Source organism: Klebsiella aerogenes, from assembly GCA_029027985.1.
Taxonomy (GTDB): Bacteria; Pseudomonadota; Gammaproteobacteria; order Enterobacterales; family Enterobacteriaceae; genus Klebsiella; species Klebsiella aerogenes_A.
On record CP119076.1, the window covers coordinates 221,196 to 241,746 of the forward strand.

Consider the following 20,551-nt stretch of genomic DNA (forward strand, 5'->3'; position numbering starts at 1 on the left):
GCGATGAAAAGAAAACTTTCCTTGATTTGTGCAGTGGCGGTGGGAATGAGCAGCTGGTACCCCTTCGCATCTTATTCTGCTCCGGCGACGACGCCGAATGCCGCGGTGGCGCAGGCGCCCGTCGCGACGGGAACGAATATGACCCAGCCGGCGCCGGTAGTTGTCGACGGCCAGCCAACGGCGACCGTTGTCGACCCCGCCGCGCCGGTGGTGGTGGCGGATAACATTCCGACCCGCGACGTGAAGCTGACCTTCGCGCAAATCGCACCGCCGCCGGGCAGCATGGTGCTGCGCGGTTCGCACCCGGATGGCGCCGTTGAATTCGGTATGCGCAGCGATGAAGTGGTGGCTAAAGCGCTGCTCAATCTCGAGTACACGCCGTCGCCATCGTTGCTGCCGGTACAGTCGCAACTGAAGGTCTATCTTAATGACGAACTGATGGGCGTGCTGCCGGTCACCAAAGAGCAACTGGGGAAAAAGGTGAGCGCGCAGATCCCCGTCGATCCGCTGTATATCACCGATTTTAACCGCGTGAGGCTGGAGTTTGTCGGCCACTATCGCGATGTCTGTGAAAACCCGGCCAGCAGCACGCTGTGGCTGGACATTGGCCGCGAGAGCTATCTGGATTTAACCTACCAGTCGCTACAGGTGCGTAACGATCTGTCCCATTTCCCGGTGCCGTTCTTCGACTCTCGCGATAATCGTCAACTGACGCTGCCGATGGTCTTCGCTTCCGCCCCGGACGTTGAGCAGCAGCAGGCGGCGGCGATTGTCGCCTCCTGGTTCGGTAGCAAAGCGGGCTGGCGCGGGCAGAATTTCCCGGTCTCCTTCAACGAGCTACCGGATCGCAACGCCATTGTCTTCGCCACCAACGATAAGCGCCCGGACTTCCTGCGTGACCATCCGCCAGTGAAAGCGCCGACCATCGAAATGATCGACCATCCGAGCAACCCATACGTTAAATTGCTGGTGGTCTTCGGCCGTGACGATAAAGACCTGCTGTTGGCGGCGAAGGGCATTGCCCAGGGCAATATTTTGTTCCGCGGCAATAGCGTGGTGGTGGACGGCGTGAAAGAGCTGAAAGCGCGTCAGCCTTACGATGCGCCAAATTGGGTGCGTACCGATCGCCCGGTCACCTTCGGTGAATTGAAAACCTATGAGCAGCAGCTGCAATCCAGCGGCCTGGTGCCGGATGCGATTAACGTGGCCCTGAATTTACCGCCGGACCTGTACTTACTGCGTGCCAACGGTATCGATATGGATTTGAAATATCGCTATACCATGCCGCCGATGAAAGACAGTTCGCGGATGGATATCAGCCTGAACGATCAGTTCCTGCAGTCCTTCAGCCTCAACAGCTCGCAGGATGTGAATAAGCTGATTCTACGCCTGCCGGTGCTGCAAGGGCTGCTGGATGGTAAAAACGAAGTGACTATTCCGGCGCTGCGTCTTGGCGCGATGAACCAGCTGCGCTTTGACTTCCAGTACATGAATCCGATGCCTGGCGGCAACATTGATAACTGTATTACCTTCCAGCCGGTGCAGAACCACGTGGTGATCGGCGATGACTCAACCATCGACTTCTCCAAATATTACCACTTCATGGCGATGCCGGATCTGCGTGTCTTCGCCAACGCCGGTTTCCCGTATACCCGCATGGCCGACCTTTCTCAGACGTTGATTGTGGTGCCGAAAACGCCAACCGCAGGGCAGGTTGCGACCTTGCTGCAGGCGGTAGGCGGTATTGGCGCACAGACCGGTCTGGCCGCTATCAATATGCAGATGACCGATGACGGCAACCAGATTAAAGGCAAAGACGCTGACCTGATGCTGATTGGTGCTATCCCGGCATCGCTGAAGGACGATACCAAAATCAACCTGCTGGTTGAGGCGACGAAAAGCTGGGTGAAAACGCCGATGCGCCACTATGACCTGGCCAGCATCTACCCGGACAATGACGCGCGGGCGCCGCACGTGCGGACCGACATCACCTCCTCCGGTCCAATGGCGGCCATTATCGGTTTCCAGTCGCCGTATAACGACCAGCGCAGCGTGATTGCCCTGATGGCGGATAGCCAGCGTGGCAATGAACTGCTCACTAATGCGTTAAACGACAGCGGTAAGCGGGCGGCGATGTTCGGCTCGGTTGCAGTGATTCGTGAGTCCGGCGTCAACAGTCTGCGGGTTGGCGATATCTATTACGTCGGCCACCTGCCATGGTTCGAGCGCATCTGGTTCGCGCTCTCCAACCATCCGGTTCTGTTGGCTATTCTGGCGGCTGTCAGCATTGTGCTGTTGGCATGGGTGCTGTGGCGCATGCTGCGCATTTTCAGTCGTCGTCGTCTTGATCCTGATGATGAGTAATTGCTGATGAACGTGGTTCGCGGGGGACTTCTCGTGGTCTTGATGCTGGCGGCGGCGCAGGTTAGCGCCGCCTGCCAGTGGCCTGCCTGGGAGCAGTTTAAAAAAGAGTATGTCAGCGCCGAAGGGCGGGTCATCGACCCCAGCGATCCGCGCAAAATCACCACCTCCGAAGGACAAAGCTACGCGCTGTTCTTCGCCCTGGCGGCCAACGATCGCCAGGGGTTCGATAAACTCTTCCAGTGGACGCAGAACAACCTGGCGCAGGGCGATTTACGCGCTCATCTGCCGGGCTGGCTGTGGGGCAAAAAGAGCGATGACGAATGGACGGTGCTCGACACCAATTCGGCCTCGGATTCCGATTTGTGGATTACCTGGTCGCTGCTGGAAGCCGGACGTCTGTGGAAAGTCGATAACTACGCCGAGGTGGGTAAAGCGCTGCTGGCGCGGATAGCCGATGAGGAAGTTGCGAACGTTCCGGGGCTGGGGCCGTTGGTGCTGCCGGGGAAAGTCGGTTTTGCCGATGATAAAGGTTGGCGTTTTAATCCGAGCTACCTGCCGCCGCAGCTTGCCAACTATTTCACCCGCTTTGGCGCGCCGTGGCCGAAGATCCGCGATAGCAACCTGCGCCTGCTGTTGGAAACGGCGCCGAAAGGGTTCTCGCCGGACTGGGTGCGTTATGAAAAAGGCAGCGGTTGGCAGTTGAAAGCCGATAAACCGATCATCGGCAGCTATGACGCCATTCGCGTTTATCTATGGGTGGGAATGCTCAATAACGACGATAAACAGAAAGCGCGGCTTCTGGCGCGTTTCAAACCGATGGAAACCCAGACGATTAAACAAGGGCTGCCGCCGGAAAAAACCAACATCACCAGCGGTAAAACCACCGGCGACGGCCCGGTCGGTTTCTCGGCCTCGCTGTTGCCGTTTCTGCAAAATGACGACGCCCGCGCGGTGCAGCGCCAGCGCGTCGTCGATTATTATCCCGGCGCGGATGCCTACTACAGCGCGGTGCTGACGCTGTTTGGCCAGGGCTGGGATCAACATCGTTTTCGTTTCGCCGCAGGTGGCGAATTACAACCTGACTGGAACCAGGAATGCGCAAGTTCTCACTAAGCTTCATTACGCTGTCTTTAGGCCTCTCTCTGTTACCGCTGGCGCAGGCGGCGAATACCCCGGCGCAGCAGCATCTGCTGGAACAGGTGCGCCTGGGTGAGGCGAGCCATCGTGAGGATCTGGTGCGCCAGTCGCTCTATCGACTCGAGCTTATCGACCCGAATAACCCTGATTATCTGGCCGCCAGGGCGCGTTACCTGTTGCGTCAGGGCGATACCGCCGGCGCGCAAAAGCAGCTCGATCTGTTGGCAAAACTGGCGCCTGAATCGTCGGAGTTAAAAGCCACGCGCAGCGAGATTGATATTAGCACCGGCGGCGGGCAGCAAGCGCTGCAGCAGGCGCGCCTGCTTGGTGTGTCCGGGCATGTCGATGAGGCGATCGCCGCCTATGAAAAGCTGTTTGACGGCGTACCGGCGGATGCAGGCTTTGCCACTGAATACTGGACGCTGGTTGCGCGTCTGCCGGCACGGCACAACGAAGGCATTAATCAGCTGAAAAAGCTGAATGCCAGCTCGCCGGGCAACGTCGCGCTGCAAACCACGTTGGCGAAACAGATGTTTGCCGATAATAAACCCGATGAAGGATTCGCTTATCTCGAACAGATGTCGCGCTCGGCAGCGGGGCGCGATGCCGCTTCGTCGATGTGGTTCGATGAAATTAAAGATATGCCGGTTAGCCGCGCCAGCGTGCGGGCGTTACAGCGTTTTCTGGTCGTGTTCACCACTGGCGATACGGTAGCCAATGCTCGCGTATTGCTCGACAAGCAGCAAACGCAGTTGCAAGACCCGACCTTCCGCGCCAAAAGCGAAGGGCTGGCGGCGGTGAAATCCGGTAATACCGCGCAGGCGGTTGCCGATCTGCAACAGGCGGTGCGGGCCGATGCCCGCGATAGCGATGCCGTGGGCGCGCTGGGCGCAGCCTATTCGCAGCGCGGCGATCGGGCGCGGGCGGTGGCGCAGTTGAAGAAAGCGATCGCCATGGATCCGAAAAGCCCGAACCGCGATAAGTGGGACAGCCTGCTGAAAACCAACCGCTACTGGCTGTTGATCAAACAGGGCGATAACGCGCTGAAAGCGGGCCAACTGGCGCAGGCGCAAAGCGCTTACGGCCAGGCGCAGCGGGTGGATAACACCGATAGCTATGCGGTACTGGGGCTGGGTGATGTCGCCGCCGCGCGCAAAGATGACGCGGCCGCGGAGCGCTATTATCAGCAGGCGCTGCGGATGGATCGCGGCAATAGTCTGGCGGTGCGCGGATTGGCGAATCTCTACCGCAGCGAATCGCCGGAGAAAGCCAGCGCTTACATTACCAGCCTGTCCGCCAGCCAGCGGCGCAGTATTGATGATATTGAACGTAGCCTCACCAACGATCGGCTGGAAAAACAGGCCGCAGCGCTGGAAAATCAGGGTAACTGGGCGCAGGCGGCGGAAGTACAGCGGCGGCGCCTGGCGATGGATCCGGAGAGCGTGTGGATCGCCTATCGGCTGGCGAAAGATCTGGTCAGTGCTGGCCAGCAGGCACAAGCGGATGCGCTAATGCGCAATATGGTCAACCGCAAGCCGGGCGAGGCTGACCGGGTTTACGCCTACGGTCTCTATTTATCAGGCAACAATCAGGACGACCTGGCGCTGGCGCAAATTAACGCGCTGCCGCGCGGCCAGTGGACTGACAATATTCGCGAACTGGATGCGCGATTGCAAAGCGACAAAGTGATGCGCCAGGCCAATCAGCTCCGCGATAGCGGCCAGGAGGCGCAGGCTATCACGTTAATTAAACAGCAACCGGAATCGGTTCGTTACGATCTGACGCTGGCGGATTGGGCGCAGCAGCGCGGCGACAACGAAGCCGCTATCGCCCAGTACAACCGGGCGCTGAGTCGCCAGGCCGACAACGGCGACGCGCGTCTCGGGCTGGCAGAAGTTTATCTCGCTGAGGGCGATAAAAACGCCGCCCGCGCGCAGGTTGCGCAGCTGAAGGGAGCGGAGGCGGAATCGATCAACATGCAGCGCCGGGTGGCGCTGACCCAGTCCGGGCTTGGCGACAACGCCGGGGCGCAGAAAATATTCGACCGTATCGTACCGCAGGCGAAAAGCCAGCCGCCATCGATGGAAAGCGCGCTGGTTCTGCGCGATGCCGCGCGCTTCCAGACTCAAAGCGACCAACCCCAGCAGGCACTGGAAAGCTATAAAGATGCGATGGTGGCCTCCGGCGTCGCGACCACGCGCCCGCAGGACAACGAGACCTTTACCCGCCTGACTCGTAATGACAGCCGGGATGATTGGTTGAAGCGCGGGATCCGCAGCGACGCCGCCGATCTTTATCGTCAGCAGGATCTTAACGTTACCCTGGAGCACGACTATTGGGGATCCAGCGGTACCGGCGGTTATTCGGATCTCAAAGCGCACACCACGATGCTGCAAGTTGATGCGCCGCTGTATGACGGACGGATGTTCTTCCGTACCGATGTGGTGAATATGAATGCGGGGACGTTCTCTACTGATGGCGATGGCGGTTATTCGCCGAGCTGGGGGACCTGCGGTGAAATTACCTGTTACGGCGGCAGCAAAAATCAGAGCGACGGCGGCGCTAGCGTGGCGGTTGGCTGGAAGAACGACACCTGGAGCGGCGATATCGGCACGACGCCGATGGGCTTCAATGTCGTCGATGTTGTGGGCGGCCTGAGCTACAGTAGCGATGCCGGCCCGGTGGGTTACACCGTTAACGTGCACCGCAGGCCGATTTCCAGCTCGCTGCTCTCTTTCGGCGGCCAGAAGGATAACTCTAATGACGGCCATACCGGCACGACCTGGGGCGGCGTGCGCGCCGCGGGCGGCGGGATTAGCCTGAGCTACGATAAAGGTGAAGCCAACGGCATCTGGTCGTCGCTGGGCGCCGACCAACTGACCGGGAAAAACGTCGAGGATAACTGGCGCGTGCGCTGGATGACCGGTTACTACTACAAAGTGATCAACGAAAATAATCGCCGGGTGACTGTCGGCCTGACCAATATGGTCTGGCACTACGACAAAGACCTCAGCGGCTACACACTGGGCCAGGGCGGTTACTACAGCCCGCAGGAATATCTTTCCTTCTCGGTCCCCGTCACCTGGCGTCAGCGCACTGAAAATTGGTCGTGGGAGTTGGGTGGGTCGGTGTCGTGGTCCCATTCACGCACCCAAACTCAGGCGCGCTACCCGCTGCTGAATTTGATTCCATCGGCGTATCGTTACGACGCCAGCCAGCAGCAAGAAGAGGGCAGCAGCAGCCAGGGCTTCGGTTATACTGCCCGGGCGCTGGTGGAGCGGCGCGTGACCGGCAACTGGTTTGTTGGCGCGGCTGTCGATATCCAGCAGGCGAAAGATTACACCCCAAGCCACGCGCTACTGTATGTGCGCTATTCCGCCTCCGGCTGGCAGGGCGATATGGATATGCCGCCGCAACCGTTGGTGCCCTACGCTGATTGGTAGCAGATTAGCCTGATTTACACGACAAGGCGCCACCCCACGGCGCTCTTCGCGTATACTCGTCACTTCACCCGCCTCAGGTAATACCAGCCGTCTTTTCCCCGGCGGCACCGGGCTATGAGGCTGAGTGGCTGGCGGGTGAATGATTTGAGTCTATTATCAGTCTGAAAACGACCGGCATTGATGGAGTTAGCCGGATATGCGTTCAGTTTCAGTGGAGAACACCGTTGCGCGTCAGCCGTTCACTTACAATTAAACAGATGGCGATGGTCGCGAGCGTGTCCATGGCGTTTGTATTCGTCTTTTGTTCTATTTTGCTGTTCCACTTTGTGCAACAGAGTCGCTTTACCACGGCCACGCAATTAGAAAGTATCGCCCGTTCCGTTCGCGAGCCGCTGTCGGCATCGATTTTAAAGGCCGACATCCCCGAGGCGGAAGCCATCCTGGGCCGCATTCAGCCTGCTGGCATCGTCAGCCGGGCGGATGTGGTGCTACCCAATCAATTCCAGGCGCTACGGATGCGTTTTATTCCCGAGCGCCCGGTACCGGTGATGATCACCCGCATGTTTGAACTGCCGGTGCAAATATCCCTGCCGATCTATTCGCTGGAGCGCCCGGCTAACCCGCAGCCGCTGGCCTATCTGGTGCTACAAGCAGACTCATATCGCATGTACAAATTTGTCATGAGCGCCCTTGCGACGTTAGTGACTACTTACTTACTTTTGGTGTTGATGCTAACGGTGGCGCTCACCTGGTGTATCAACCGCCTGATTGTTCGCCCGCTACGCGTCATTGCTCGCGAGCTTAACGATATCCCACAGCAGGAGCGCCTCGGGCATCAGCTGAGCATGCCGCGGCTGCATCAGGATGACGAACTTGGCATGCTGGTGCGTTGCTACAATCGTAACCAGCAATCGCTGCTGCGCCAGCATGATGAACTGTCGCTGCAGTCGACTCGCTTCCCGATCTCGGAGCTGCCTAATAAAGCCTTTTTGATGGCATTGCTGGAGCAAACCGCCGCCCGCCCGCAGCCTGCGGCGCTGCTGGTGGTGGCGTGTGAAACCTTGCAGGATGCCGCAGGCGTGCTGAAAGAGAGCCAGCGCGAGATGCTGCTGCTGACGCTGGTCGAGAAGCTCAAAGCGGTTATTCCGGCCAATATGGTACTGGCCCAGGTCAGTGGTTACGATTTCGCTATTTTCGCCCCCGGCCTTAGTGAACCCTGGGAAGCGGTCTCATTAAGTAAGCAAGTGCTCACTTCAGTTAGCGAGCGATTGCCGCTGCACGGCATTCAGCTGCGTCCCTGCGCCAGCGTCGGCATCGCGATGTTTAATAACGAACTGAGCGCTGAACAGTTTTATCGCCGGGCGGTATCTGCGGCGGTGACTGCTCGCCGCAAAGGTAAAAACCAGATTGAGTTCTTTGACCCGGAACAGATGGAGAAAGCGCAACGCCGGTTGATGGAAGAGCAGGATATCCTCACTGCGTTGGATAATCAGCAGTTTGCTATCTGGTTCCAGCCGCAGGTGGAGGCGGCCAGCGGCGAAATCTGCGGCGCGGAAGTGCTGCTGCGCCAGCGTCAGGCTGATGGTAGCTGGTCGCTGCCGTCAGACCTGATTGCGCGGATTGAAAGCTGCGGACTGATGGTGCCGGTAGGTTACTGGGTGATGGAAGAAGCCTGTCGTCAGCTGGCGGCGTGGCAACAGCAGGGGATCATGCTGCCGCTGTCGGTAAATGTCTCGCTGTTGCAACTGATGCACCCCGATCGTGGCGCTGAACTGCAGGCGCTGATTACCCGTTACCGTATCGCGCCCGGTACGCTGGTGCTGGAGGTGACAGAAAGCCGCCGGCTCGACGATCCGCAGGCGGTGATTGCCCTGCTGCGTCCGCTGCGCGAGTCTGGTACGCGAATTGCCCTTGATGATTTCGGCATGGGTTATGCCGGGTTGCGCCAGTTGCAGCATATGAAGTCGCTACCGGTGGATATCCTGAAAATTGATAAAGCCTTTATCGATATGTTGCCGGAAGATACCAGCATGGTACCGGCGATTATCCAGCTGGCGCGTGGGCTTAAGCTGCGGATTGTCGCTGAGGGCGTGGAAAACGAGGCGCAGTTCACGTGGTTGCGAGGGGCGGGCGTGGACATCGCCCAAGGGTATCTCTTTGGTTGCGCCTTGCCGCTGGAGTCTTTTATGCAGCGCTTCCTGCATGCCGATAAAGATGATGCAAATTTGTAACAAATTTATTTGTTTGTGCGAGTCAGCTCAAAGATTTTAACAATTCCGTTGCAACTTCGCGCTTACTTATTTCTGAAATGTTTTCGGGGTGTTATTTTTAAGCCACAGACGACCTATAACCTTTCATTGTCTGTGGTTATTCCCAAAGGACACCCTATGAAACTCTCTCTCTTCAAAAGCCTCTATGTCCAGGTTTTGTCGGCTATAGCCATCGGTATTTTGCTGGGCCATTTCTACCCGGAGCTTGGCGCGCAAATGAAACCGTTCGGCGACGCCTTCGTAAAACTGATTAAAATGGTCATCGCCCCGGTTATCTTCTGTACCGTTGTGACAGGTATTGCCGGGATGGAAAGCATGAAGGCCGTCGGTCGCACCGGTGCGGTGGCGCTACTCTATTTCGAAGTGGTGAGTACCATTGCGCTGATTATCGGTCTTATCATTGTTAACGTGGTGCAACCCGGCGCGGGCATGAACGTCGATCCGGCGACGCTGGATGCGCACGCGGTGGCGGTCTATGCTGAGCAGGCCAAAGATCAGGGTGTTGTTGCCTTCTTACTCGATATCATCCCGGGCAGCGTGATCGGCGCGTTCGCCAGCGGCAATATTCTGCAGGTGCTGATGTTTGCTGTCCTCTTCGGTTTTGCTCTGCATCGCCTGGGCAGCAAAGGCCAGCTGATTTTTAACGTTATCGAAAGCTTCTCGCAGGTTATTTTCGGCATCATCAATATGATCATGCGTCTGGCGCCGATCGGCGCTTTCGGTGCGATGGCCTTTACCATTGGTAAATACGGCGTCGGTACCCTGGTGCAACTGGGTCAGTTGATTATCTGCTTCTATATCACCTGTATTCTGTTCGTCGTGCTGGTGTTGGGTTCTATCGCACGGGCGACTGGCTTTAGCATCTTCAAGTTCATTCGCTATATTCGCGAAGAGCTGCTGATTGTTCTCGGTACCTCGTCCTCTGAATCCGCGCTGCCGCGAATGCTGGATAAAATGGAGAAGCTGGGCTGCCGTAAATCGGTGGTGGGGTTGGTTATCCCGACCGGTTATTCCTTCAATCTGGATGGTACCTCCATCTACCTGACGATGGCGGCGGTGTTTATCGCCCAGGCCACTAACAGCCATATGGATATTTTCCATCAGGTGACCCTGCTGGTTGTCCTGTTGCTCTCCTCGAAAGGGGCGGCGGGCGTCACCGGTAGTGGGTTTATCGTGCTGGCGGCGACGATCTCTGCGGTGGGACATCTGCCGGTAGCGGGCCTGGCGCTGATTTTGGGTATCGACCGCTTTATGTCCGAAGCGCGCGCGCTGACCAACCTGGTGGGTAACGGCGTGGCGACCATCGTGGTAGCGAAATGGGTGAAAGAGCTTGATTCCAAACAGCTTGATGATGTGTTGAACAACCGCGACCCAGTGAACAAATCGCAAGAATTATCCTCTTAAATCCTCATGTTATGCCCATAGATCCTTACTGGACTATGGGCTCCTGCGCAAAATTAGGTATCATCCCTCTGGATGGGGGATGATATCTCATGATTATTTTACATCTTCATGTGACATTTTCGTCTCCGCGTGGTCTAACCGACGTGTTTGATTCACCACCTTTTTCGGTAACCCGGCGATGGGTTGCCTATGTAACCAGGAACGTTCATCAGGGGTTCACATGCAGGGCACAAAAATTCGACTCTTAACCGGTGGTTTGCTGATGATGGCGACGGCCGGTTCTGTGCAGGCAGAAGCGCTCCAGCCGGACCCGGCCTGGCAACAAGGGACGTTGGCGAACGGTTTTTCGTGGCAGGTGCTGGCCACGCCGCAGCGCCCTAGCGATCGCGTCGAAGTCCGCTTGTCCGTGAATATTGGCTCGCTGAGTGAAAGCACTCAGCAGAGCGGCTTCAGCCATTTCATTCCGCGCCTGGCGCTGACCCAAAGCGGCAGCCTCCCGACGATGCAGGCGCGTTCGCTGTGGCAGCAGAGTATTGACCCGAAGCGTCCTCTGCCGCCGGCGATTGTTTCTTACGATTTCACGCTGTTTAACCTGAGCCTGCCAAATAACCGCAACGATCTGCTGAAAGAGGCGCTGAGCTGGCTGGCGGACGCCAACGGTAAGTTGGACATTACCCAGAAGGCAATCAACCATGCGCTGCAGGGCGGTGATATGGTGGCGACCTGGCCGTTGGATACCCAGGAAGGCTGGTGGCGCTATCGCCTGAAGGGCTCGACGATGCTCGGCCACGATCCGGCGGCGCCGATGAAGCAGCCGATCGATATTAAGCAGCTCAAAGAGTTTTACCAGAAGTGGTATACCCCGGATGCGATGACGCTGATTATCGTCGGTAACGTCGATAGCCGCAGCGTCGCTGAGCAGATCAACAAAACCTTCGGCGAACTGAAGGGCAAACGCGAAACGCCAGTGGCCGTGCCGACGCTCTCTCCGCTGCCAGCTACGCCGGTTAGCATCATGACCGAGGCCGTGAGTCAGGATAAGCTGTCGATCATGTGGGATTCTCCGTGGCAGCCGATCCGCGATTCCGCCGCGCTGCAGCGTTACTGGCGCGATGATTTAGCGCGTGAAGCGCTGTTCTGGCACGTGCAGCAGAATCTGAGCAAAAGCAACGTTAAGGATATTGGCCTCGGCTTCGATTGCCGGGTGCTGTACCAGCGCGCTCAGTGCGCTATCAATATCGACTCACCGGGCGAGCGCCTGAATGCGAACCTGGGCGCGGTGTCGCGCGAGCTGGCGAAAGTGCGTGACAACGGCCTGCCGCAGGAAGAGTTTGATGCGCTGATTGCGCAGAAGAACCTCGAGCTGCAAAAACTGTTCGCCACCTATGCGCGAACCGATACCGATATCCTGATTAGCCAGCGCATGCGTTCGCTGCAAAATCAGGTGGTGGATATCGCGCCGGAGCAGTATCAGAAGCTGCGTCAGGAGTTCCTGAATTCACTGACGGTCGACATGTTGAACCAATATCTGCGCCAGCAGCTGTCCCAGGATATGGCGCTGGTGTTGCAGCAGCCGAAGGGCGAGCCGGAGTACAACATGAAGGATCTGAAAGCGACGTGGGAAAAACTGATGGTGCCAGCGCCCGCTGCGGCAGTGAGCGCAGCGCCGGAGGCGGTCGATGCGCATAGTGAGGCGTCGGATATTCCTCCTGCACAGTAACATCGGCAGCGGGCGTGGAGTCGTTTTTGCGCCGGGTGGCGCTAAGCGCAGCGCGAGCAGGGAAAATCCCGGTTGCGCCGTTATTTGTCAGGTGGCGCTTCGCTTACCTGACCTGCGGTCCGCGCCACTTGTCACCCTCGCAGGGTATTACTCCGGCATGGCTTCGCGTGGGATAATCGCGCCGCGATATTGAATCACCGTGCTGGCGGTCAGGTGCCCGCGCTTCGCGGCCGCTTCGGCGTCGCCGCCGGTCAGGCGCACCGCCAGATAACCGGCGCTGAACGAATCACCTGCCGCGGTGGTATCGATCACGTTCTCTTTCGGCAACGTCACTGCAGGTATCTCCAGCAGTGGCTGGCCGGCAATCGCCACCAGGCAGGAATCGGCGCCGCGCTTCACGACCACTTCTTCCACGCCCGCGGCATGGGTGCGAGCGATAACCTCCGCTACCGGTACTTCCCCCCACAGCGCGTCTTCGTCATCCAGAGTCAGGAAGGCGATATCGGTACATTCCAGCATTTGCTGATAAACCTGGCGGGTCTCTTCTTTGCTGGCCCACAGGCGCGGGCGGTAGTTGTTATCGAAAATCACTTTCCCCCCGTTGGCGCGGCATTCACGCAGCAGGGTGAGCAGTTTTTCGCGGCTGGCTGCGCTAAGAATGGCGAGGCTGATGCCGCTCAGGTAGAGGTAGTCAAAGGTCGCCAGCGTTTCGCAGATAGCGTCCGCACTCTCGCTTTCGAGCCAGAATTTGGCGGCGGCCTCATTGCGCCAGTAGTAGAACGTGCGCTCGCCGGTATCGTCCGTTTCAATGTAGTACAGGCCAGGCAGGCGGTCAGCCATACGCTGGATCAGATCGGTTTTTACCTGCTCGCCCTGCCATGATTCCAGCATCTGCTGGCTGAAGGTATCGGTGCCCAGCGCGGTGACGTAATGCACGCTCAATGCCTCGGCGCTGGTCTGGCGCGCGATATACACGGAAGTGTTTAAGGTATCGCCGCCGAAGCCGCGATTTACCGCCGCGTTCTTCTCTGACAGTTCAATCATACATTCGCCAATCACGGCAATTTTCTTAGACATAGTGCTGACCTGAATTGAATCGAAATTAGCACTAGTTTGCGCTGCGCTGTCATAGTGGTCAACAATATTAAAACATCGTTCCATTATTTTTTGACCTGACGCGCATAATGTGACGAAAAGCGTATTTGGCGGGGAAATGGCCCTGACGGCGCAAGCGTCAGGGCCAGCAACTTACAGCGACTGGTGGCGGGTTTCGTGGGTCAGCAGTAGAGCGATCAGCGTCAGCGCCGCCATGACCGCCAGATAGGTGCCAACCGCGGCCAGACCGTAGTTACCCTGCAGCCAGGCGGCGATATACGGCGCGACCGAGGCGCCGAGGATCGACGCGACGTTATAGGAGAACGATGCGCCGGTGTAACGAACTTCCGTCGGGAATAGCTCCGGCAGCAGTGCGCCCATTGGGCCGAACGTCAGCCCCATCAGGCTCAGACCGAGCAGCAGGAAAGCGAAGACCAGCAGCGGATTGCCGGAACCCAACATCGGTTTAAAGGCGAACAGCGCAAACAGGATAATCATCGTGGTGATGATAATCATGCTCTTACGACGGCCAAAGGCATCTGCCAGCAGGCCTGCCACCGGCACCATTACGCCGAAACCAATGACCGCCATCATCAGCATCCACAGCACTTCGTTACGCGGTAGCCCTAAACCGATCGGCGCTGCGGCGGTACTGAAGGTCATCGAGTAAACGGTCATGATGTAGAACAGGGTATAGGTCGCCAGCATGATAAAGGTGCCGAGCACGGTCACGCGCAGGTGTTTGGTCAGCAGGGTGCCGAGCGGGATTTTGACCTGTTTTTTCGCTGCCGCCACCTTGGCGAACACCGGCGTTTCATGCAGTGAAACTCGAACGTACAGACCGATAATGACCAGCACGGCGGAGAAGATAAACGGTACGCGCCAGCCCCATTCCATAAACTGCTGGTCGCTCAGCAGCCACGACAGCAGCAGGAAGGTACCGTTGGCGAAGAAGAAGCCGATCGGCGCGCCCAGCTGCGGGAAAGAACCGTACAGTGCCCGTTTGCGCGGCGGAGCATTTTCCGTCGCCAGCAGCGCCGCGCCGCCCCATTCACCGCCAAGGCCGAGGCCCTGACCAAAGCGCGCCAGCGCCAGCAGCATCGGCGCCAGAATGCCAATGCTCTCATAGCTCGGCAGCAGGCCGATAACCACGGTCGAGATCCCCATGGTCAGCAACGAAGCGACGAGGGTGACCTTACGGCCGACACGGTCGCCGAAGTGGCCGAACAGCGCCGAACCGATGGGCCGCGCGACAAAGGCGATAGCGAAGGTCGCCAGCGACTGTAGCGTCGCGGCGGCGGCATCGCCCTGCGGAAAGAAGATATGTGGGAAGACGATAACCGCGGCGGTGGCGTAAATATAGAAGTCGAAGAACTCAATGGCGGTGCCGATGAGCGAGGCGACGACGACCTTATTACGCGAATTGACCGGCGTGGCGTCTTGCGCGTTGTCGATGGTAGTGGCTGTGGCTTGCATAGATCTTTCTTATTTTTAGCGAACGAAAAGCCATATAGCCACAGCAAAAGAGACATTTCAATCTGTAACAAATCACGGAGTCGCGCAAAAAACAGGCAAAAAGCGAATAATTTTCGCCCTGAGAAAATATCGTCCATGAAATGCTTCACATAATTAAAATAATAGAGAATAAAACCAGTTTTAGGTTAAATAAAAGTTACACGTTGGATTTATCTGCTAAAAACATAGATCGGGCTGAATTTTGCATCTCTATTCAGCCCGATGAGGGCTTTTAGCGGTGGGTTTTACCCGGCATGCGCTTGTCGTCTTTGTACTCGGCGGTGGCAATCCACGCAGCGCAGAACAGCGTCAGGCGAGCGAAGAAATAGAAAAAGGCCATCAACCCCAGTACCGAGCCGAAGGCGGCGCCGGACGGTGATTTCACCAGCGCCGGGAGCGTCCAGGTCATCACAATTTTGATTATCTCAAAGCCGATCGCCGCAATCAGCGTGCCGCGGAATAGCGCTTTACGGCGCGGACGGTGGCGCGGTAACCGCCAGAAGATCCAGAAAAACAGCAGGTAATTGGCGAAGATGGAGATGGCCAGACCGATAAGCCGCCAGGCTGGTTTCAGCCATTCGATATTATCAAGATACAGTGCGGAGATGATCATCTGCTGCGCGGATCCGGCGACGGAGGTGATGGATAGCGTCACCACGAGCGCAACCAGCAGGCCGATCAGCGAGATAAGATCGCGGAAGTATTTTACCCAGATTTTTTCCTGATCCTGCGGCGTACGTTCCCAAACATCGCGGGACTGGGCGCGAATCGCTTCACGCAGGTTACCCATCCAGTTAATGCCGGAATAAAGCGCGACCAGCAGGCCGACGAGACCAACGGCAGTACGCTGTTGCACGGCGGTATTGATGGTGCTTTTTAACGTCGCCGCTAGCGTCGGGTCGCTGACGTTGAGCAGAATTTTATCGAAGATGTCTTGCAACAGCGTGGGGTGCCAGGCCAGCACGAAACCGGCGGCGGCGAAGGAGACCATCAGAATGGGGATCATCGACAAAAACGAGAAATAGGTAATAGCGGCGCCAAACTGATTGCCAAGTCTGTCGTTGAAGCGTTCCGCGGCGCGCAGCAGGTGCGCTATCACCGGGTTGCGCTGCACTTTGGCCGCCGTTCCGGTCATGCTTTTTAGCGCCTGATTGGCTTTCTGCCCAACGGCGGAGTCATTGATAGCGGCAAGGGGGTTTTTGTTTTTCTCCGGCTGCTGGCCCGGTTCCTGTGGCGGGCGGCGATCGTCGTTTTCCGGCGTCATAAGTGATTTCTTCCTTTCTTTACAGCGAGATTCAGCAAAAAGTATACCTTAAACGGCGCATCTTGCAGGTAGCTATCCATCTGTCGGGCGTTCACCAGCGTGCCGATCAATCGACATAACCTTTCATCAAGCCGCCCAACCACTCCATAAACAGATGCACGCGGCGGGAAAGATTGCGCCGATGGGGATAGATGAGCGACACCGGCAGGGGTTCGGCGCGATACTGCGGCAGGATCTCAACCAGCTCGCCGGTACGCAGCGCGTCGCGTACGCCGGTACGCGGCACCTGAATAATGCCGAGCCCGGCCAGGCAGGCGGCCTGATAGGTCTCAGTGCTGTTAACGGTGAGTACGCCGCCGGTTTTCACCCAGCGAACGGCGCCGTCGCTGACCACCTCAAAACCCAGTTGCCGCGCGCCGAGGTTATTGGCGTAGTGGATCAGAGCATGATCCGCCAGATCGTCGAGGGTTTCCGGGTAGCCAAAACGCGCCAGATAGTGCGGACTGGCGCAGTTAATCTGCGTGAGTTTGCCAAGTGGTCGGGCAATTAGCCCCGAGTCTTTCAACGTACCGACGCGGATCACGCAGTCAAATCCTTCGCGCACCACATCAACCAGCCGGTCGCTGCTGCTGAGCTCGACTTCAATGCCGGGATATTGCTGTAAAAAGGCGGGAAGCTGCGGGATGACCAGTTTTTTGGCGACGCTGACCGGCATATCGACGCGCAGGCGGCCGCTAATACTCGACGGATCGCTCTGGAACATGCTGTCCAGATCATCAAGATTGCTTAACAGGTCTTTGGCGCGTTCGTAGTAGACCATGCCGTCCTGGGTTAACTGTACCCGGCGCGTCGTGCGGTGAAGCAGGCGAGCGCCAAGGTGGCTTTCCAACGCCTGGATCTGCCGCGATACGCTGCCTTTCGGCAGCCTGAGGGTATCGGCGGCGCGGGAAAAACTCTCCAGTTCCGCGACGCGGATAAACAGCTGCATTGCGTGAATTTTATCCATACCTGTGACCTATTGTTGTTAGATATGAAACAGTAAAACGTAATTTAGACCATTTATTGTCAGGATGTCTGCTAATAAGCTCTTTTTTCAGACACACGTAACGAAGAAGGGGTTTCTGATGACATCACGTATCGCTTTAGTGACCGGCGGCAGCCGTGGTTTGGGGAAAAACGCGGCGCTGAAGCTGGCGGCCAGGGGAACCGATATTATTCTGACCTACCACAGCAACCAGCAGGCCGCGCTGGATGTTGTACGCGAAATTGAGCAAAAAGGGAGAAAAGCCGCCGCATTACCGCTGAACGTCGGCGATACTGCAAGCTTTGCCGATTTTGTGCAACAGGTGGCGCATTGCCTGCAGAATGCGTGGCAGCGCGATAGCTTCGATTATTTATTGAACAATGCCGGGATCGGTTTGCATGTGCCGTTTAGCGAGACCAGCGAAGCCCAGTTTGATGAACTGGTGAACATCCAGTTTAAGGGGCCATTCTTCCTCACCCAACGCCTGCTGCCGTTAATTCAAGACGGCGGACGTATCCTGAATGTGTCCAGCGGGTTGGCGCGTTTTGCACTGCCGGGCTATTCCGCCTATGCGGCGATGAAAGGCGCGATGGAAGTATTAACCCGTTATCAGGCGAAAGAGCTTGGCGGACGCGGGATTTCGGTCAACATCATTGCCCCTGGGGCGATTGAGACCGACTTCGGCGGCGGCGTGGTACGAGATAATGCACAGCTCAACCAGCATATCGCCGCCCAGACGGCGCTGGGACGCGTCGGTCTGCCTGATGACATCGGCGATGCCATTGCCGCGCTACTGAGTGACGATCTCGGCTGGATGAATGCCCAGCGCGTTGAGGTCTCCGGCGGGATGTTCTTATAATATTACCGCCCTTCGGCATGATGGCGGAGGGCGGTTTCATATTGTGCGTTCTCTTATTCGGTAATACTTTTTTCCGCCATGCCGATCGCTGATTGTTAGCGCTGGGATTACATTGGCGGAAAAATACTACATTCCTACCCACTGTGCCTTTAATTGAGGAAAGGTCGGACTGTCCCCATTCGCCGGATGGCCAAGGGCTTATCGGTTATCGTGGCGCATCAGGCCGAACAACCAGTCATTATGCCATCGGCCATGCAGCCAGTAGCATTCACGCAGTTCCCCTTCCTGAATGAAACCGGCTTTTTGTAATAGATGCTTAGAAGCCTGATTTCCGGCGGTCACGCTGGCGGTCAGACGGCGGATGCCGCCAACGGAAAAGGCGTAATCGCACAGCGCGTGCAGCGATTCGTAACCGTAGCCTTGTCCCTGGGCCTCGGGGGCGAAAAGAAAGCCCACTTCAGCGATATCGTCATCGTGGTGGCGATAACCGGTCAGACCCAGCGGGGTATGGGTCTGACGGTCGCGAACCACCAGGCACAGCCAGTGCGCCGCTTTGGGCGACCAGACCGGCAGACGGGAATCAAACGCTTCGCGGATATCGGCGATTGAGCGGTTATCTGCAACATAGAGCATGACCTGCGAGTCCTGTTGCAGGCTAAGAAAAAAGGACCAGTCGTCAATCTGCAGCGGCGAGCAGCGCAGCCGCGGCGTAAGCAGTTCGGGCATGATGTCGCTCCGGTAAAATGCCGGTGGGTCGTTTCTTATGATGATTGCGGCTCGCCGTACAGGCCGATAAGCCGCCGCACCACGCCGTTGGTCCAGCCAAAGCCGTCCTGCAGAGGATACTCGCCGCCGCCGCCTTCGTGCGGGATGCTGCTGGCAATATGGTATTTCTCAATCAACTTATGGTGTTTGAGATAGAAATGGTTCACCGTCTGCAGCCAGCTCTGGGCGATTTCATCGCCGAGCGGATCGTGGCCGTACATTTTGAATCCCTGAACCGCCATCCACTGCAGCGGCGCCCAACCGTTGGGCTTATCCCACTGCTCACCGCTGTCATATTCCGTGGCCATAATACCGCCGGGGGTCAACAGGCGCGCCCGCACGGCATCCGCCAGCCGTTCGGCCTGCGTATGGGTCGCCATACCGACGTACAGCGTCACGATGCTGGCGGCGGAGAATAGCGCCAGCTGCTCGCGGCGCCAGTCATAATCGCGAAAACAGCCGCACTCTTCATCCCACAGATAGCGTGTGACCGCCGCCCGGCGCTCGTTCGCTTTATGACGGAATGCCGTTTCGGTCTCGCGATCGCCCTTCAGGCCGGAAAGATTGGCGATGGTATTTTCCAGCTTGAACAAAAAAGCGTTGAGGTCGATAGGGATAAACTGGGTAGTGCGGATGCTCGCCAACCGGGTGATGTCGCGCAGCCAGCGGCTGGAGTAATCCCACCCGGAGGCCGCGCCAGCGCGCAAGTCGCGATACACCTCATTAGGCGGGCGGCCGGAATGTTTCGCTGTTTCCACGTCTTCCCGCCAGGATTCGTCGCGTGGCGTATCACGATCGTCCCAGTAGCGGTTGAGGAGTGAACCGTCGGGCATGCGTACGACGTGACGATAGGCCTGATTGGGAATGAGCGACTCCGCGCCGTCCATCCAGAAGGCGTGCTCCCGCTTAAGATGGTCGAGATAACGCCGCGCGCCGCGCACGCCATCCTCTTCGAACAACTCAACCATCAGGGCGAACACCGGCGGCTGAGAGCGGCTGAGATAGTAGGTGCGGTTGCCGTTGGGAATATGGCCATAGGTTTCAATCATCCATGCGAAGTTGTCGGCCATACACTTCAGCAGATCGCCGCGGCCACTTTCCGCCAGCCCCAGCATGGTGAAGTAGGAGTCCCAATAGTAGGTCTCACTAAACCGCCCGCCGGGGACGATATACGACTGCGGCAGCGCCAGCAGTGACGACCATGGGATATGATCCTGCGGCTCGCGGGTCAATACCGGCCATAGCGTGTCGATGTGTTCTTTCAGCGTCAGCTTCGGGTCGGAGGTGTAATCATCGGCGCGGTTATCCGGCATCCAGAAGTTGTCTGCAACGAACTGGCGCAGATCGAACTCCGGCGTGCGTTTCACCCGCCGGTAGCGCATCAGAATATCCAGCGGATCGTGTTTCGGCGCGCAATCGGGGAAGGTTTTACTATCGACAAAGATGCGCGATTTCTGCACATGGGTAAACAGTTCGAGATAGCGGTCGGCGGGGGTCAGGGCATCCGACGCTGGTAACCCTTCAATGATTTCCGGCTCCGGTTCGGCGTCGAACATTTCATCCAGTTTTAACTCATACGGATCGGCTTCGTAGCACGGATCGTTTTCGATCCTCAACTCGTCGTCATCAACGTCACGTAGTTTCTGGTTGAACATAGCGATACAGGCCTCCGGATTGCGTAAGTTGGGGGC

Annotated in this window: 13 protein-coding genes; 7 read left to right on the forward strand and 6 right to left on the reverse strand. The window is 57.6% G+C overall.

Annotated features, from left to right (window positions below; genetic code table 11):
• Nucleotides 1–3 precede the first annotated feature (3 nt).
• The 6 genes from bcsB to PYR66_01055 all read left to right on the forward strand — a co-directional run bounded on the left by bcsB (nt 4) and on the right by PYR66_01055 (nt 12,338).
• Entirely contained in the window at nt 4–2,364 is a 2,361-nt protein-coding gene (gene bcsB, locus PYR66_01030; GenBank protein WEF28351.1) for a cellulose biosynthesis cyclic di-GMP-binding regulatory protein BcsB, read from the forward strand.
• A 3-nt stretch (nt 2,365–2,367) separates the two neighbouring features.
• Nucleotides 2,368–3,477 (forward strand): cellulose synthase complex periplasmic endoglucanase BcsZ, encoded by a 1,110-nt coding sequence (bcsZ, locus tag PYR66_01035; protein WEF30548.1) that lies wholly within the window; start codon nt 2,368–2,370, stop codon nt 3,475–3,477.
• Nucleotides 3,459–6,944 (forward strand): cellulose synthase complex outer membrane protein BcsC, encoded by a 3,486-nt coding sequence (bcsC, locus tag PYR66_01040; protein WEF28352.1) that lies wholly within the window; start codon nt 3,459–3,461, stop codon nt 6,942–6,944. Before bcsZ ends, bcsC begins: the two co-directional genes overlap by 19 nt.
• 224 nt (nt 6,945–7,168) lie before the next feature.
• Entirely contained in the window at nt 7,169–9,175 is a 2,007-nt protein-coding gene (gene hmsP, locus PYR66_01045) for a biofilm formation regulator HmsP (GenBank protein ID WEF28353.1), read from the forward strand.
• A 156-nt stretch (nt 9,176–9,331) separates the two neighbouring features.
• Nucleotides 9,332–10,618, forward strand: a complete 1,287-nt coding sequence (locus tag PYR66_01050; protein ID WEF28354.1) for a dicarboxylate/amino acid:cation symporter — start codon at nt 9,332–9,334, stop codon at nt 10,616–10,618.
• A gap of 220 nt (nt 10,619–10,838) precedes the next feature.
• A complete protein-coding gene (locus PYR66_01055) occupies nt 10,839–12,338 on the forward strand; it encodes a pitrilysin family protein (GenBank protein WEF28355.1) in 1,500 nt (499 codons plus the stop codon).
• Between the two features lie 147 nt (nt 12,339–12,485).
• Here PYR66_01055 and PYR66_01060 read toward each other — a convergent pair whose 3' ends face one another.
• From PYR66_01060 to PYR66_01075, 4 genes are all read right to left on the reverse strand, one after another.
• A complete protein-coding gene (locus PYR66_01060) occupies nt 12,486–13,415 on the reverse strand; it encodes a sugar kinase (GenBank protein WEF28356.1) in 930 nt (309 codons plus the stop codon).
• A 171-nt stretch (nt 13,416–13,586) separates the two neighbouring features.
• Nucleotides 13,587–14,909, reverse strand: coding sequence for an MFS transporter (locus PYR66_01065; GenBank protein WEF28357.1), 1,323 nt, complete (start codon nt 14,907–14,909; stop codon nt 13,587–13,589).
• Between the two features lie 271 nt (nt 14,910–15,180).
• A complete protein-coding gene (yhjD, locus tag PYR66_01070) occupies nt 15,181–16,212 on the reverse strand; it encodes an inner membrane protein YhjD (GenBank protein WEF28358.1) in 1,032 nt (343 codons plus the stop codon).
• 106 nt (nt 16,213–16,318) lie between these two features.
• The gene (locus tag PYR66_01075; GenBank protein WEF28359.1) at nt 16,319–17,218 is read right to left on the reverse strand and encodes a LysR family transcriptional regulator; all 900 of its coding nucleotides are present in this window, start codon (nt 17,216–17,218) and stop codon (nt 16,319–16,321) included.
• 118 nt (nt 17,219–17,336) lie between these two features.
• Here PYR66_01075 and PYR66_01080 point away from each other — a divergent pair, with 118 nt between their 5' ends.
• Nucleotides 17,337–18,095, forward strand: coding sequence for an SDR family oxidoreductase (locus PYR66_01080; GenBank protein ID WEF28360.1), 759 nt, complete (start codon nt 17,337–17,339; stop codon nt 18,093–18,095).
• 198 nt (nt 18,096–18,293) lie between these two features.
• Here PYR66_01080 and PYR66_01085 read toward each other — a convergent pair whose 3' ends face one another.
• Together PYR66_01085 and PYR66_01090 are read right to left on the reverse strand one after the other, a co-directional pair.
• Entirely contained in the window at nt 18,294–18,821 is a 528-nt protein-coding gene (locus PYR66_01085; protein WEF28361.1) for a GNAT family protein, read from the reverse strand.
• A 35-nt stretch (nt 18,822–18,856) separates the two neighbouring features.
• The gene (locus tag PYR66_01090) at nt 18,857–20,515 is read right to left on the reverse strand and encodes an alpha,alpha-trehalase (GenBank protein ID WEF28362.1); all 1,659 of its coding nucleotides are present in this window, start codon (nt 20,513–20,515) and stop codon (nt 18,857–18,859) included.
• Nucleotides 20,516–20,551: the final 36 nt, after the last annotated feature.

Excerpts from the sequence above, each read along its gene's own strand:
- bcsB (WEF28351.1), top strand. The coding sequence starts at position 4 with ATGAAAAGAAAACTTTCCTTGATTTGTGCAGTGGCGGTGGGAATGAGC.
- bcsC (WEF28352.1), top strand. The coding sequence starts at position 3,459 with ATGCGCAAGTTCTCACTAAGCTTCATTACGCTGTCTTTAGGCCTCTCT.
- PYR66_01050 (WEF28354.1), top strand. The coding sequence starts at position 9,332 with ATGAAACTCTCTCTCTTCAAAAGCCTCTATGTCCAGGTTTTGTCGGCT.
- PYR66_01055 (WEF28355.1), top strand. The coding sequence starts at position 10,839 with ATGCAGGGCACAAAAATTCGACTCTTAACCGGTGGTTTGCTGATGATG.
- PYR66_01060 (WEF28356.1), bottom strand. The coding sequence starts at position 13,415 with ATGTCTAAGAAAATTGCCGTGATTGGCGAATGTATGATTGAACTGTCA.
- PYR66_01065 (WEF28357.1), bottom strand. The coding sequence starts at position 14,909 with ATGCAAGCCACAGCCACTACCATCGACAACGCGCAAGACGCCACGCCG.
- yhjD (WEF28358.1), bottom strand. The coding sequence starts at position 16,212 with ATGACGCCGGAAAACGACGATCGCCGCCCGCCACAGGAACCGGGCCAG.
- PYR66_01075 (WEF28359.1), bottom strand. The coding sequence starts at position 17,218 with ATGGATAAAATTCACGCAATGCAGCTGTTTATCCGCGTCGCGGAACTG.
- PYR66_01080 (WEF28360.1), top strand. The coding sequence starts at position 17,337 with ATGACATCACGTATCGCTTTAGTGACCGGCGGCAGCCGTGGTTTGGGG.
- PYR66_01085 (WEF28361.1), bottom strand. The coding sequence starts at position 18,821 with ATGCCCGAACTGCTTACGCCGCGGCTGCGCTGCTCGCCGCTGCAGATT.
- PYR66_01090 (WEF28362.1), bottom strand. The coding sequence starts at position 20,515 with ATGTTCAACCAGAAACTACGTGACGTTGATGACGACGAGTTGAGGATC.